14 protein-coding genes are annotated in these 13,443 nt (G+C 61.9%); 6 read left to right on the plus strand and 8 right to left on the minus strand.

From position 1 onward, the window contains the following. Window positions 1-971, plus strand: a 971-nt coding sequence (locus tag NKJ04_RS23720; protein WP_352677525.1) for an ABC transporter ATP-binding protein, incomplete at its 5' end; no start/stop codon positions are given. 110 nt (window positions 972-1,081) lie between these two features. Here the strand turns inward: NKJ04_RS23720 and NKJ04_RS23725 are convergent. Next, on the minus strand, window positions 1,082-1,645 hold the full coding sequence (locus NKJ04_RS23725) for a TetR/AcrR family transcriptional regulator (protein ID WP_352677526.1): 564 nt from the start codon (window positions 1,643-1,645) through the stop codon (window positions 1,082-1,084). A 103-nt stretch (window positions 1,646-1,748) separates the two neighbouring features. Between NKJ04_RS23725 and NKJ04_RS23730 the strand changes: the two genes are divergently transcribed. Next, window positions 1,749-2,564: an oxidoreductase gene (locus NKJ04_RS23730; RefSeq protein WP_127294852.1), complete on the plus strand. Its 816-nt coding sequence runs from the start codon at window positions 1,749-1,751 to the stop codon at window positions 2,562-2,564. 66 nt (window positions 2,565-2,630) lie between these two features. Continuing rightward, window positions 2,631-3,632 carry an NADP-dependent oxidoreductase gene (locus tag NKJ04_RS23735; protein ID WP_352610842.1) on the plus strand — a complete coding sequence of 334 codons (1,002 nt, stop codon included), beginning with the start codon at window positions 2,631-2,633 and terminating at the stop codon, window positions 3,630-3,632. A gap of 20 nt (window positions 3,633-3,652) precedes the next feature. Here NKJ04_RS23735 and NKJ04_RS23740 read toward each other — a convergent pair whose 3' ends face one another. From NKJ04_RS23740 to NKJ04_RS23750, 3 genes are all read right to left on the minus strand, one after another. Continuing rightward, the gene (locus tag NKJ04_RS23740) at window positions 3,653-4,126 is read right to left on the minus strand and encodes a VOC family protein (RefSeq protein ID WP_174800353.1); all 474 of its coding nucleotides are present in this window, start codon (window positions 4,124-4,126) and stop codon (window positions 3,653-3,655) included. Window positions 4,127-4,169: 43 nt separating this feature from the next. After that, window positions 4,170-5,318, minus strand: coding sequence for an amidohydrolase (locus NKJ04_RS23745; RefSeq protein ID WP_352677527.1), 1,149 nt, complete (start codon window positions 5,316-5,318; stop codon window positions 4,170-4,172). Window positions 5,319-5,481: 163 nt separating this feature from the next. After that, the gene (locus tag NKJ04_RS23750) at window positions 5,482-5,925 is read right to left on the minus strand and encodes an SRPBCC family protein (protein ID WP_352677528.1); all 444 of its coding nucleotides are present in this window, start codon (window positions 5,923-5,925) and stop codon (window positions 5,482-5,484) included. A 438-nt stretch (window positions 5,926-6,363) separates the two neighbouring features. On the opposite strand from NKJ04_RS23750, the gene NKJ04_RS23755 reads away from it, so the two are divergent. Then, the gene (locus NKJ04_RS23755; RefSeq protein ID WP_023809352.1) at window positions 6,364-6,507 is read left to right on the plus strand and encodes a hypothetical protein; all 144 of its coding nucleotides are present in this window, start codon (window positions 6,364-6,366) and stop codon (window positions 6,505-6,507) included. 105 nt (window positions 6,508-6,612) lie between these two features. On the opposite strand, the gene NKJ04_RS23760 is transcribed toward NKJ04_RS23755, so the two are convergent. Further along, window positions 6,613-7,305, minus strand: coding sequence for a DUF2270 domain-containing protein (locus NKJ04_RS23760; RefSeq protein ID WP_023809351.1), 693 nt, complete (start codon window positions 7,303-7,305; stop codon window positions 6,613-6,615). Between the two features lie 158 nt (window positions 7,306-7,463). On the opposite strand from NKJ04_RS23760, the gene NKJ04_RS23765 reads away from it, so the two are divergent. Both NKJ04_RS23765 and NKJ04_RS23770 read left to right on the plus strand, forming a co-directional pair. Then, complete coding sequence (locus NKJ04_RS23765) at window positions 7,464-8,192, plus strand: gamma-glutamylcyclotransferase (RefSeq protein WP_352610840.1); 729 nt, start codon at window positions 7,464-7,466, stop codon at window positions 8,190-8,192. A 196-nt stretch (window positions 8,193-8,388) separates the two neighbouring features. Then, window positions 8,389-9,540, plus strand: coding sequence for an acyltransferase family protein (locus tag NKJ04_RS23770; protein WP_352677529.1), 1,152 nt, complete (start codon window positions 8,389-8,391; stop codon window positions 9,538-9,540). Here NKJ04_RS23770 and NKJ04_RS23775 read toward each other — a convergent pair. Genes NKJ04_RS23775 through NKJ04_RS23785 form a run of 3 tightly spaced genes read right to left on the minus strand, consistent with a single transcriptional unit; the run spans window position 9,527 to window position 13,313 of the window. After that, entirely contained in the window at window positions 9,527-11,506 is a 1,980-nt protein-coding gene (locus NKJ04_RS23775; protein ID WP_352677530.1) for a glycoside hydrolase family 127 protein, read from the minus strand. The two genes, NKJ04_RS23770 and NKJ04_RS23775, sit on opposite strands and share 14 nt — an antisense overlap. Window positions 11,507-11,529: 23 nt before the next feature. Beyond that, complete coding sequence (locus NKJ04_RS23780; RefSeq protein ID WP_128305582.1) at window positions 11,530-12,387, minus strand: carbohydrate ABC transporter permease; 858 nt, start codon at window positions 12,385-12,387, stop codon at window positions 11,530-11,532. Beyond that, window positions 12,387-13,313, minus strand: coding sequence for a carbohydrate ABC transporter permease (locus NKJ04_RS23785; RefSeq protein ID WP_352677531.1), 927 nt, complete (start codon window positions 13,311-13,313; stop codon window positions 12,387-12,389). Before NKJ04_RS23785 ends, NKJ04_RS23780 begins: the two co-directional genes overlap by 1 nt. Window positions 13,314-13,443 lie beyond the last annotated feature (130 nt).

A 13,443-nucleotide genomic window follows, 5' to 3' on the forward strand; every position in this document is an offset into this window, starting at 1 on the left:
ACGTGACGCATGACCTAGCGGTGGTGGCGCAAATGGCGGATCGTATCATGGTTCTGCGCCACGGACGTACCGTGGAGGAGGCTGACACACGCCAGATGCTGGCCTCGCCCAGCCAGGAATATACAAAAACGCTCTGGGCCGTACGCAAGCTCGCCAAGCCCGAAGTTCCAGCCGATGACTATCTGCTGACGATAGACAACGTTACCGCGGCCTATGCAGGAAAGGTCAAGGTGCTCCAGGATGTCTCCATCAAGGTTCCGCGCGGAAGAACCGTGGCTGTGGTCGGCGAATCCGGTTCGGGGAAATCGACGCTCGCTCGAGTCGTCACCGGCCTTTTGCCGCCAATTTCAGGTTCGATTTCTTTTGCCGGCCGGCTTCTTTCCACGGGCCTGAAGACGCGGCCGAAGGAGGTCCTGCGCCGCATACAGATGATTTATCAAATGCCCGACAACGCCCTGAATCCGCGCCAAACGGTCGAAGAAGTCATAGCTCGGCCGCTCGAATTCTACCTCGGCCTTAAGGGCGCGCGGAGGGATCGCCGGATCGGCGAACTTATGCACATGGTCGAGATGAGCGAAGATTTTCTGGAACGCCTGCCTGGCGAGCTGTCGGGTGGCCAAAAACAGCGCGTCTGCATTGCCCGAGCGTTGGCTGCCGATCCGGAGCTTATCATCTGCGACGAGATCACGTCCGCGCTCGACCAGATCGTCCAAGAGGAAATTCTCAAGCTTCTCATTCGTCTCCAACGTGAACTCGGAATAAGCTACATTTTCATCACCCATGACATTGCTACCGTGCGCGCGATAGCCGACGAAATCGTCGTCATGCATCAGGGCAAAGTCGTTGAACAGGGATTGAAGAGCGAAGTTCTCACGCCACCGCACGCGGCCTACACCGAACGGCTTTTGTCCTCTGTTCCGGAAATGAATCCGGACTGGCTGACAAGGCTGCTGGCCAGTCGGAAAATCTGACGGATCGGCTATCCGTCAACGCCCGGCATATTCCTCACGATCAGCTTCCTTCGCGATCACCCGATGTCAGCCATATGGCCGGCAACGCCGTTACGATCTTTCCTGGAGCGCTAACGCTGCTCGATCAGCGTCTTCGCCGCATCTTTCCCCACCGAGAGGATGCGATCGGACAATTCCGTTCCGCCCACGGCGCGGGCCATTTGCAGCGTGCCGAGGAGCGTTGCAAAGACAGCCAGCGCCACGCCTTCCGGATTCTTGGCCTGCGGTAGCGCTTCCGCCAACTGGCGCACCAAAGCCAGCAGGTGGTCTGTATAGGCTTCACGCGTTTCAGGCGGCTGACGGGCGAGCTCCGGCAGCAGCGCAGCTGACGCGCAGCCCTTTCCGGGATTGTCCCGGTGCTCGGCCGACAGATATATGTCGATGGCCATCTCCACGCCCGAAGCCAATGCTTCCGCCAGTTGCTGCGCCTGAAGCTCCATCGCCGCCGCCACGCTTTCGCGGACAAGCTGCGCCTTGGATTGAAAGTGTGGATAGAAGGCGCCGTTCGTCAGCCCGGCGTCGCTCATGATGGTCGCCAGTCCGGACGCAGCTATGCCGTCGCCGCGAAAGCGTTCCGCTGCGACCTCCATGATCCGTCCGCGCGAGGCGTCCTTCCGGCCCTTTTCGTAGCGCATGGCTGCTATTCCTTTCTGCTATTGCATTATGAACGTAATCTGATATTACGACTGTAATTCAACGGGCGCAAAAAAGCTAGCCCTCATGATTTTGGAGCACGAAATGAATGCGAATTCCGGAAAAACCGCTGTTGTAACGGGAGCCTCTTCGGGCATTGGCCGCGCCAGTGCCGAGGCCCTGGCAAGGGCGGGGTTCACGGTCTTCGGAACCAGCCGGCGCAAGGCCGACGACGGCCCGGACGGGGTGACCATGCTGGTTTGCGACGTGACCGACGGTGAAGCCGTTGCCGCACTCGTTTCGACGGTGCTGTCGCAGACCGGCCGGATCGACCTCTTGGTCAACAATGCCGGCGTCGGCCAGCTTGGAGGCGCCGAGGAATTCTCGATTGCACAGGTACAGGCCTTGTTCGACGTCAATCTGTTCGGCGTCATCCGCGTGACCAATGCGGTGCTGCCGTCGATGCGGCGGCGTGGCGAAGGGCGCATTGTCAATATCGGCTCTGTGCTGGGACTAGTGCCGGCGCCGTATTCAGCGCATTATTCGGCAGTCAAGCACGCGCTCGAGGGCTATTCGGAATCGCTCGACCATGAGGTTCGTGCCTTCAATATCCGCGTCTCGGTCATCGAGCCGGCATTCGTTCGTACTGTCTTCGACCAGAACGGGATCCAGCCGGATTCGCCTTTGCAGGAATACGATCAGGCTCGAGCTACGCTGGAAGCGCTGCTTCGCGATGTGATGCCTGTCGCCGATCGGCCCGAAGTGGTGGCGCAGGTGGTCGTCAAAGCAGCGACCGATGCCCGTCCGCAACGGCGCTACACCGCCGGCAAGGCAGCGCGCCAAGTCAGCCTGCTGCGTCGCTTTGCTCCCGCGGGGATATTCGACAAGAGCCTGCGCAAACAGTTCCGCCTGCCGGTCTGAACGACAGCGAGCAGAGGATTTCACGCACATGCGACTAGCCAAAAATACTCTCAGAAAGCCACTGCCATGAAGGCATTCGTCGTCGACAAGTATAGCAAGAAAGGCACGCTGCGGCTGGCCGAAATGCCGGAGCCGAAACTCGGGGACAGCGATGTCCTGGTCGAGGTCCACGCCGCGGCGGTGAACCTGCTCGATTCCAAGGTCAAAACCGGAGAGTTCAAGCTGATCCTACCCTATCGCCGGCCGTTCATCCTGGGTCACGACGTGGCCGGGAGGGTTGTCCGCGTGGGATCGACAGTCCGCAAGTTCAAACTCGGCGACGACGTCTATGCGAGGCCGCGCGATGGCCGGATCGGGACATTCGCCGAGTTCATAGCCATGGATGAGGCCGATGTAGCCCTGAAGCCCGGGAACCTCAGCATGGAAGAGGCGGCCTCGATCCCGCTGGTCGGCCTGACCGCCTGGCAGGCGCTCATCGAAAGGGCCAACCTGAAGAGGGGACAGAAGGTCTTCATTCAAGCCGGATCCGGCGGCGTGGGGACATTCGCCATCCAACTGGCAAAGCATCTCGGCGCGACCGTTGCGACCACCGCCAGCGCGGCGAGTGCCGGTCTGGTCAAGGGGCTCGGCGCCGATGTCGTCGTCGACTACAAGAAAGACGATTTCGAAAAAGTGCTGTCGGGCTACGACGTCGTCTTGAACAGCCAGGACACAAAGACACTTGAAAAGTCACTGAATGTGCTGAAACCGGGAGGCAAGCTCATCTCCATCTCCGGCCCACCGGATCCCGACTTCGCCAGGGAAAAGGGACTGAACATGGTGCTGAAGCTGGTGCTTCGCCTGCTGAGCCGCGGTATTCGAGCGAGAGCCAAGCGCCGTGGCGTGACGTTCTCGTTTCTCTTCATGTGGGCGCAGGGCGAGCAATTGAGCAAGATCGCATCGCTCATCGAAGCTGGTGCGATCCGCCCGGTTGTCGACCGGGTCTTTCCCTTCGAAGCCGCCAACGAGGCGCTGGCCTATGTCGAAACAGGACGCGCCAAGGGCAAGGTCGTCATCAAGGTCCGATAGCAACTCAGCTGCGATCGAGGTCAGCCGCGCCGGGCTGCATCGATCGCCGCGACGTCGATCTTCGTCATCTCCATCATCGCATCAAAGGCGCGTTTGGCTTCCTCGCCGCCGGCCGCCATGGCCTCGGTCAACGTGCGCGGCGTGATTTGCCAGGACACGCCCCATTTGTCCTTGCACCAGCCGCACGCGCTCTCCTGGCCGCCATTGCCGACGATGGCATTCCAGTAGCGGTCGGTTTCCTGCTGATCGTCGGTGGCGATCTGGAACGAGAAGGCCTCGCTCTGCTTGAATGTGGAGCCGCCGTTCAATCCGATGCAGGGAATGCCGGCAACGGTAAATTCGACCGTCAACACGTCGCCTTTCTTGCCGGACGGAAAGTCGCTCGGCGCACGGTGAACGGCGCCCACCCTGGTGTCGGGAAAGGTCTCCGCGTAGAAGCGAGCCGCAGCCTCGGCGTCCTTGTCGAACCAGAGGCAAATCGTGTTCTTTGGCATCGTTGGCATTGCGTGTTCCTTTCGGTGTTAGAGTTGGCGGAGGTCAGCCCAGCAAATTACGTGCCGTGCGCATGAAGATCCTTGACCCGATCGGGATCAGGTCGTCGGGAAAGTCATAGTCGGGATTGTGCAAGGCAGGGTGCCGCTCGCCTGCACCGAGGAAGAACATCGCCGACTTGGCACTATGGCCGAACAGGCCGAAATCTTCAGAGGCGCGCATCGGCAGGGCTTCTTCGCCGTGCGCGACGCCCTCTTCATCGAGCGCGCGCCGCAGATGCTCCACCGCGTCCGGCGCGTTGACGCTGGCGACGAAGATCTCGTGATAGTCCCAGCGGACGGAAAGGCGATGCTCGCCCGCGATCCTGGCGACCAGTGCTTCGGCAGCAGCGCACAGGTTTGCCATGCGCTCGTCACGCCGGGTGCGCAGCGTTGCCCACACCTCGGCGTGAGCCGGCGCGATGCCGAACACGGCTTCGCCCATCGCGGCATGGGTGACCGTCAGCATGGAGAAGTCGTCATCGGCGAAGGTCCCGCGCCCGAGCGCCGGCAGCGCCGGCATCAGCTCACTGATCGCCAGCATCGGCGAGATGCCGGTCTCCGGCATGGACGAATGGGCGGTCTTGCCTTCCAGCACGATGCGCATGCCGCGTGATGCACAGTTGACCACGCCGGCTTTGAGCCGCACCTCGCCGAACGGCACGCCGGGCAGGTTGTGCAATGAGAAAGCGAAATCCGGTGCGATCTCGCCGAAGCGCGGATCGGCGACGACGCCGGCCGCGCCATTGCCGGTTTCCTCCGCCGGCTGGAACATCAGCACGACGCGGCCGCTTGCAGGCCTCTCGCGCCCCAACTGACGGCCGAGGGATGCCAGGATCGCGGTGTGTCCGTCATGGCCGCACATATGCGACTTGCCCGGCACGCGCGACGAATGCGGCACGCCTGAAAGTTCTTCGATAGGCAAGGCATCGAGTTCCGAACGGAACAGCACCGTCGGCCCCGCTTTGCCGCTGTCATATATGGCCGCGACGCCGTGCCCGCCGAGCTGTGTCAGCACCTTGTCCGGCCCCGTATCGGCGAGGAAGGCGACGACCTCTTTTGCGGTCTTCTCCTCTTCATTCGAGATTTCCGGTTGCTGATGCAGCTTGCGCCGCCATTCGGTTAGTTCGACAATGTCTCGATTGGTCAAAGTCATGCTTTTTCAGCCTCCGCTGCACTCTTCATTTCATTGACACGTCCAGTCTCAGGGGGTGTCAAACGCAATGTTGAATTGCTAGCGATAAAGGGCAGTTCCCGCCACAGTCCAAGTTTCGGGCTTCGGCAGGCCAGAAACGACCGTTCTCCCAGCCACTCTCAGCCTATTGATTGATCTCGGGCTCGACGAGCTTTGCCAGATTTCTGAGCGACTCCTGCCAGCCGAGATAGCAGGCCTCGACCGGAATGACGTCCGGAATGCCCGCCTGGGTGATGTCGATTTCAGTGCCGACCGACACTTTTTTCAAGACCACGGTCACTCGTATCTCGCCGGGCAGGTTGGGTTCGTCGAACCTGTCGGTGTAAAGCAGGCGCTCGCCCGGAACGAGTTCGAGATATTCGCCGCCGAAGGAGTGGCTGTCGCCGGTGGTGAAATTGCGGAACGACATCTTGAACGTGCCTCCGACCTTTGCCTCGAAATTATGGACCGTGCAGGTGAAGCCGTTTGGCGGAAGCCACTTGGCCAGCGCGTCCGCTTCAACGAAGGCGCGATAGACCTTTTCCGGGCTGGTCGTCAGAACGCGGTGCAAACGTACGGTGCCGGGCATTGCTGGATCCTTTCATGAATGCCTGTTCGATACCCCAAGGACGGACGAAGGCTAGCCAGTCCGACATTGGTTTGCGAATTTTTTGGGTTTGCGAATTTTTTGAGGCGCACGGCCTGCGTACCCACAGGCATGCCGTTCGACCCCGCGCCTGTCGGGCGAGGCGGCGGACGAACTGCACCGGCTCTGGAGCTGGCGTTCACCTGCCAAATCGGGTCCTGAGCCATCTTGTTGTTCAGGCGCGGTTTTGCCGATTGGCGCGAACGGCCGCGCGTCCCGGCCAATGCTTCGAACGCGCTAAATAGGGCAGCGCGTCTTTGCCGTCCATGTGCCGATCATTAGAATTTGCATCTGATCAGAGTTGATTTCCTATCAGGCCGTTAATGCGGCCATGCTTTTAATAAGCATTTGCTAATAAATCCTCCGAACCTGAGGCAAGCAATGACCAAGAATCTCGGCAATGCACGTCATACGCCAGCGAAGGACCAGCAGGTCTCCCTTCTAGGCAAAGCCGCGCCGGCACTTTTTCCGCTGGTCGTGGCGGCACTGGGCTACATGATTGGCAAGCAGTTCTTCGGCATCTAGCCGCGAAGACAGGGTCTTCCGTTCCCCAAACGTCCCGGCGGACCAACCATGTCAACGCCGCGGGGCGCCGTTGACATTGCAGCGGCGTGTCGCCGGACATCAACGTCAAACATGGACGTCGCCGAAGGAAAGTTCGCCGTCGTCGCCGGCCGCGAAGAAGGCGAAGGCGAGCAGCCCGACATAGAAAGCCGCCACAAAGACCACGATCGCCACACCGGGAATCGGGCCAAGGGCGGCGCTGTCTACGGCCTCGCGAAGCGAGCCGACAAAGCCGGTCCTGACACCTGCGGACTGAAGGCTGGGGGTCGATATCTTCAGCACCCAGGCCAGCAGCAGGATCAGGAAGAGATAGAGATAATTTCGCCGCAGGCGGCGCGCCAGCGCGACACGTTGCGACAGCAGGAATTTCGGCGCGCGCAGGCCTTCGCCGACGATGAGCAGCCAGTCCGAGGCGAAGTCGGGCTGTGGGGAAAAGATCTGGGCGAAATAGTGGCGTTCGAACTGGCGTACGCGCGCCCGATAGAAATCGAAGAACCGATAGCGGCGCGCCTCGATCCACAGCAGCAGCAGGATCAGCAGCATGGCGAACAGCAGCACGCCGTGATGCGCACTGGCCGTCGACAGCGATACCGAAAGCAGCGCCGCCACCACCGTGATTGCCCAGTTGGTTGTCCTGTCCAGCCGGTCGCGCCATCCTGCCATGCGAGCGATCTCGGCGCGGTGGAAATGGGACAGCGTGTTGACGCGCTCCGCCGATGAAAGGACGGGGCCAGCGGGCTTTGCCGACGCGTCGTTCATGGCATCCTCCGGCAAGGAACAGAACAGTTTGCCGGCAACATCGTTCCAAGACGCGTCACGCAAGAGCGGCATCGGCCACTCGTGATCTATCTCGGCTGCACGGCCCTTGAGAATCCTTCAGCCTTCGGCAACATGGCGGTAGGGCTGGGAGCGCGAAGATGAGCAAGGCTATTTCCACCGCATCATCGAGGGTCCCGCGCAAGGCGCCGATGGCTCTGACCGAGGATCTCATCGCGCGCACCATGCGTGCTGTCGAGGATGCCGGGCCGACGCCGGGCATGGTTCACATGACCGATGCCGACTATGCGCGCATCCGCGACGAGGTGCTGGCCGGCGCTCCGGCCGGGCCGCTGAAACTATTTGCCTATGGCTCGCTGTTGTGGAAGCCCGCCGGTGAGGTGAGGGGCGGAGAACGCGCGGTGGCCAGCGGCTGGCATCGTTCGTTCTGCTTCACGGTGCAGCGTTTTCGCGGCACGGTCGAGCAGCCCGGCCTGATGATGGCGCTCGATCGCGGCGGCCAGTGCCAGGGCATGGTGTTCGAGATCGCGGAGCCGCTGGCGGCTAACCTCGAAGCGCTGCTGCGCCGCGAAATGACCATCCTGCCCGCCGTCAACGTGCCGCGCTGGCTGCAGGTCAGGACCGAAGGCGGCCCATGTCGCGCGCTTGGCTTCGTCGTCGATCCCGCCAATCCGCGTTATGCCGGCAAGCTCGACAAGCAGGCGATCGCGGCGACGCTGGTGACAGCCGCCGGTCATTGGGGCTCGGGCGCGCAATATCTTTTCGAGACGATCCGCCACCTCGAAGCCTGCGGCATCCGCGACCGCAATCTGTGGCGGTTGCAGGAATTGGTGGCCGTGGAGATCGGGCTGACCATCGCCCAGAAGTGATCCGCCCAGAAGTGATCCGCTCAGACGCGGCACGCTTCAGTCGTGTTTGGCCCCGGATGTTTGCAGGCCACAGCGCTTTTCGAAGCAAATCTCTGATTTCGAAAGTCTCCGCAGTGAGGGTTTAATGAATTGAAAACAGTTCTGGCCCAACGATGACCTGAACACCGGCGCAGGACACGGTGCGCGTGGGCAAATCATGAAATCCTCGACCGGAGAGCATTACCCAGCGCTGGATCATGTTCGTGGCCTGGCGGCCTTTCTTGTCTTTTCCTGGCATTTCCTTCATGCGTCTCCTGAAGGCCCGGTGCCTTATGACTTCGTGCCGGCTCTTCCCCTCTTCAGCGTTCTGGATGAAGGGCATACTGGCGTTTCCCTGTTCATGGCGCTTTCCGGGTACCTGTTCGCCAAGCTGCTCGATGGAAAGCAGATCAACTATCTGCCCTTCTTTGCCAACAGGGCCCTCAGGCTGCTTCCGCTTCTGCTGGTCGTGATATGTATCGAGGCTTGCCGCAGGTACCTGGCCGGACAGTCCCTCGACGGGTATTTCACGGGCGTCGGATTGGGGTTTCTTTTTCCCACCCTCCCGAATGGCGGCTGGTCGGTAACGATCGAAGCGCACTTCTACCTGTTGCTGCCGTTCTTGCTGATGGCATCCAGGCGGTTTGTGTTCGCGCCCTTGCTGTTCATCGCGGCAGCCATTGTGCTGAGGTCCGTCCTGTATGTGCAGATCGGCGAAGTGCAGTCGGCGGCGTCCGTAACCATCATAGGCCATGCGGATCAGTTCCTGGCCGGCATTCTTGCCTTCCACCTGCGTGCCCACGCGAAGAACCAACACTGGCTGGCGCTGGCCGTTCTCATGGCTTTTTCGGGGTTCTTCTGGTGGTTCGATGCAGCCGGCGGATTTTACCAACTGGGCCGCTATCCGTCGCCTCATTGGATATGGATCATCCTGCCGACCCTGGAGGCGGCAGCCTATTCATTCAGCATCGCCTACTACGACACGAGCTTTTCGAAAAAGCGAACAAGCCCGCCGTTCAGGATACTGGAGAAGGCGGGGGCCTACAGCTATTCGATCTATCTTCTGCACCTGTTCTTCGTCATGCAATTGGCGGCGTTCATAGACACGAATGTCATGAGCATCAGCAATTTCTACGTCGCATGCCTCTGGTCCGCATTGTGCTTCGTGGCGACGATCCCGATCGGCTATCTCAGCTACACCTGCGTCGAGGCGCCATTCCTGCGCCTGCGTCTGCGCTATATGGACCGAAAGCCCGAAACTGCGGCATCGACCGCGGCTGAGCTTGGATCGGTCATCGCCCATAGACCGACCTCGTTCAGCCGTCCCTGAGCCACACCAGCATTTCGCCGGGCTCGCGGTTGTCCCAGGCGAAATAGGGAATGGCGGTCAGGCGCGTCTCGGCGGTGGTCGGCGGCTCGGGCCTGTAGAGCCCGTCCTGCCAGCCGTCGGGGACATCGGCAAGTGCCGCGGTCGACAGCGTCACCACACCGCCGAGAAGTTCCGGCCGCTGCTGCGCTTCGATGGTGGCCGTTCGCGGCAGCGTCAGGCGATGCGGCTGGCTGTCATTGTCTGATGCCTCGACGCAATAGATCAGCGGGCCGCGTGACAGCGCGACGCGGCCGGCATCCTGGCGCACCTGCGGGTTGGCATAGAGCCGCTCGATCGGCATTTCGAGATCGAGCCGGACATCATCGCCCTTCGTCCATGTCCGCTTGATCGCGGCGTAGCCGTCGCTGGTGATCTCAGCCGGCTGGATGGCCTCGCCGTTCACCTTCAACTGGGCACTGGCGCTCCAGGCGGGAATGCGCAGGTGCAAGGTGAATTCGACCGGCGCCTGCGATTCGAGCGCGATCTCGACGGCGCCGTCCCAGGGATACCTGCTCGTCTGCGTCAGACTGACCGGGACGCCCGATATGTCGAAACGGGCGGTCGAGTCGCCATAGAGGTGGATGGCCAACGCATCGTCGGCCAGACTGTAGAAATAGCTGCCGATCGAGGCGACCATGCGCCCGATATTGGGTGGGCAGCACGGGCAGCGGTGCCATTTCCACCTGTTGTGCTTGCCCCGGCTTTCCAATGGATTCTCGTAGAAAAACAGCGAGCCGTCGAGCGACAGGCCCGAGATCGAACCGTTGTAGAGGGCGCGTTCCATCATGTCGGCGTAGCGCGCGTTCGGCCCCATGCCAAGCATGCGGCTGGCCCAGAACACCAGGCCCACCGCTGCACAGGTCTCGGCATAGGCGCTCTCGTTGGGCAGGTCGTAGTCGCTGGTGAACCCCTCATTGTGCGCCGATGGTCCCAGTCCGCCAGTGATATAGAGGCTCTTGGTGGTGAGATCGTCCCACAGAAGGTCGAGTGTCGACCGCAGCGTGTCGTCGCCATATTCGGTGGCGATGTCGGCCATGCCCGAATAGAGGTACATCGCTCTGACCGCATGGCCGACGACCTTGTCCTGTTCGCGCACCGGGATGTGTGACTGGCTGTATTCATAGGTCTTGAAATGATAGGCCTTCGGGTCGGCGCCGCGGGCGCGGGCCTCCTCGTCGAAATAATGTGGCTGCTGCCCGCGCTGGTCGATGAAGTATTTGGCCAGCTCCATGTATTTCCGCTCGCCGGTCACCCGCGCCAGCTTGACCAGTGCCAGCTCGATCTCCTCATGACCGCAATAGCCCTTCTTCTTGCCGGGCTCGGGGCCGAGCACCGACGCGATATGGTCGGCATAGCGGCACATGATGTCGAGCAGCTTGCGTTTTCCCGTCGCCTGGTAATAGGCGACCGCGCCCTCGATCAGGTGGCCGGCGCAATAGAGCTCGTGGCAGTCGCGCAGATTGGTCCAGCGCTTGCCGGGCTGGATGCGCTGATACCAGCTCGAGAGATAGCCGTCCTCCTGCTGCAGCTTGCCATACATGTCGATGACGGCATCGATCTTCTTCTCCAGTTCGGGGTTCTTGCGCCGGTAAAGCGAATAGGCCGCGGTCTCGATCGTCTTGCCGAGATCGGAATCCCAGAACATCTGCGTGGTCACCGTCGATCCGGTGAATTCCGCGCCCTGGCGATCGGCTTCGTCGGGAGAGGGCGAGTGAAAGGGGATGACTATGCCGGGCGAGGGGCGGTCCGGATCGATCTGCTCCAGCATGCGGGCCTCGACGCAGCGCTCGTAGAGGATGTCGGCGGTGCGTGTGGCGACAGCGTCGGCGCGGTCGCCCCAGAAGCCGTGCACGTCGACCTGCGGCACCGGCAGCGGGCGGAAGGCGAGCTTCGGTTTTCCGGTTTTTGCGGATGGCGATGCGGTCATGAAACTTACTCCATTCGGTCTGTCTATTTGACGGCCCCGGCCATCAGGCCGCGGATGTAGAAGCGCTGCAGCGCCAGGAACAGGATCAGGCACGGCACCATCATCACGGTGACGCCAGCCTGCACCGCGCCCCAGTCGATGGCGCCGAAGCGGCCCGACTGCAGTGCGGTCATCATCACCGGCAGCGTGAACTTGGATTGGTCGGTCATCAGCACGAGGGCGGCGAGGAATTCGTTCCAGGCGCCGAGGAAGGCAAACAGGGCGATGGTGACGACGCCCGGCCAGACCAGCGGCAGCATCACCTTCAAAAGCATTGTGAGATTGCTGGCACCGTCCATGCGGGCGGCCTCCTCGATTTCGCGCGGCACGGCGTCGAAGGCGTTGCGCATCATGAAGATCGAGAACGGCAGTTGCAGCGTCACATAGACGCCGACCAGGCCGGTCAGGGTGTTGTGCAGGCCAAGCTTGGTCAGCACCAGGAAGATCGGCGTCAGGATCGACTGGAACGGGATCATGATCGTCGACAGGATGAGGATGAAGAACAGGTTCTTGAACGGAAACCGGAAGCGCGAAAAACCGTAGCCGGCCAGCACGCTGACGGTGACCGACAGCACGACCGTCATCACCGAGACATAGATGCTGTTTTGCGCAGAGGCCCACAGCCCGTCGCCGAAGCTGTTGAGCGTGGCATAGTTCTCCAGCGAGAACCCCGACGTCGGCCAGGGCGGCAGCGGCGGCAGGCGTGCTTCGGCCGCCGGCTTGAACGCCGACAGCACCGCCCAGACGATCGGCGCCGCAAACAACACCGAGGCGATGATGCCTGTCGAATGCTCGCCGATGCGGGTCAGGAGCCGGCGGTTGCGGGAGGCGGCCTGCGCCATCAGTCGAGCCCCTCGGGTTTGCGCAGCAGCCACAGCTGGACGAGGCTGAGCGCCACCAGGACGACGAGCAGCACCATCGACAGGGCCGCGCCATAGCCGAGCTTGAACGACACGAAGGACTGGTTGAAGATCCAGTAGACCGCCGTCAGCGTCTGGTTGCGCGGGCCGCCGCGCAGGATGATGTAGAACTGGTCGAAGGCGAGGATCGAGCCGGCGACCGACAGGATCAGCGCCAGTGCCAGCGTGCGGCGCATCAGCGGCAGGGTGATCGCCCTGAACCGGGCGAACGGCCCGGCACCGTCGATGACGGCCGCCTCCTGCAGATCCTGCGGGATCGATTGCAGGCCGGCCATCAGGATGATCATGGTGAAGCCGGCGACCTTCCAGACGACCATGGCGATGATCGACCAGAAGGCTGGCTGGAAGGTGGCCAAGAGGTTGAATTTCCTATCGATCAGGCCAAGGTCGTAGGCGGCCGGGCTGAACAGGCCGGAATCGACGTTCAAGAGCCATGACCAGAGCAGGCTGGCCGAGGCGAAGCCGACAACCGCCGGCATGAAGAACATGGTGCGGTAGAGATTGGTCAGCGGCCGCGGCCTTTCGACGAACAGCGCCAGCGGAAACGCCACCACGAAGATCGCGATGGTGACGATCACCGTGTAGTAGGCGGTGAAGCGCAGCGCGTTCCAGAACCTGGTATCGCGCAGGATGGCGACATAGTTGCCGAGGCCGATATAGCTGTGCTCGCCCATCAGCGGCCAGTTGTGCAGTGACATCCACGCCGTCATGCCAAGCGGGATGAGGAAGAAAACGACGACCAGCGCGACGGCCGGCGCGACATAGAGCAGGCCGATCCATTGTTGGCGGCTGGCGACCCTGCGGGCGCGGGGCGGGGCAGGGGTTGCTGCGGTTGTAATAGAGCTCATGCCGTGCCTGTTCTTCCGTCGGATACAGTTGGCCGCCCCACCTCCCCCTTGTGGGGAGGTCGGACCGAAGGTCCGGGTGGGGGTACTGGCGCTGACCCCCACCCCGCTGCTTTGCAGCGACCCTCCCCAC

This window comes from Mesorhizobium sp. M0618 (genome assembly GCF_040320765.1).
GTDB lineage: Bacteria > Pseudomonadota > Alphaproteobacteria > Rhizobiales > Rhizobiaceae > Mesorhizobium.

Excerpts from the sequence above, each read along its gene's own strand:
- NKJ04_RS23725 (WP_352677526.1), bottom strand. The coding sequence starts at position 1,645 with ATGCGCTACGAAAAGGGCCGGAAGGACGCCTCGCGCGGACGGATCATG.
- NKJ04_RS23730 (WP_127294852.1), top strand. The coding sequence starts at position 1,749 with ATGAATGCGAATTCCGGAAAAACCGCTGTTGTAACGGGAGCCTCTTCG.
- NKJ04_RS23735 (WP_352610842.1), top strand. The coding sequence starts at position 2,631 with ATGAAGGCATTCGTCGTCGACAAGTATAGCAAGAAAGGCACGCTGCGG.
- NKJ04_RS23740 (WP_174800353.1), bottom strand. The coding sequence starts at position 4,126 with ATGCCAAAGAACACGATTTGCCTCTGGTTCGACAAGGACGCCGAGGCT.
- NKJ04_RS23745 (WP_352677527.1), bottom strand. The coding sequence starts at position 5,318 with ATGACTTTGACCAATCGAGACATTGTCGAACTAACCGAATGGCGGCGC.
- NKJ04_RS23750 (WP_352677528.1), bottom strand. The coding sequence starts at position 5,925 with ATGCCCGGCACCGTACGTTTGCACCGCGTTCTGACGACCAGCCCGGAA.
- NKJ04_RS23755 (WP_023809352.1), top strand. The coding sequence starts at position 6,364 with ATGACCAAGAATCTCGGCAATGCACGTCATACGCCAGCGAAGGACCAG.
- NKJ04_RS23760 (WP_023809351.1), bottom strand. The coding sequence starts at position 7,305 with ATGAACGACGCGTCGGCAAAGCCCGCTGGCCCCGTCCTTTCATCGGCG.
- NKJ04_RS23765 (WP_352610840.1), top strand. The coding sequence starts at position 7,464 with ATGAGCAAGGCTATTTCCACCGCATCATCGAGGGTCCCGCGCAAGGCG.
- NKJ04_RS23770 (WP_352677529.1), top strand. The coding sequence starts at position 8,389 with ATGAAATCCTCGACCGGAGAGCATTACCCAGCGCTGGATCATGTTCGT.
- NKJ04_RS23775 (WP_352677530.1), bottom strand. The coding sequence starts at position 11,506 with ATGACCGCATCGCCATCCGCAAAAACCGGAAAACCGAAGCTCGCCTTC.
- NKJ04_RS23780 (WP_128305582.1), bottom strand. The coding sequence starts at position 12,387 with ATGGCGCAGGCCGCCTCCCGCAACCGCCGGCTCCTGACCCGCATCGGC.
- NKJ04_RS23785 (WP_352677531.1), bottom strand. The coding sequence starts at position 13,313 with ATGAGCTCTATTACAACCGCAGCAACCCCTGCCCCGCCCCGCGCCCGC.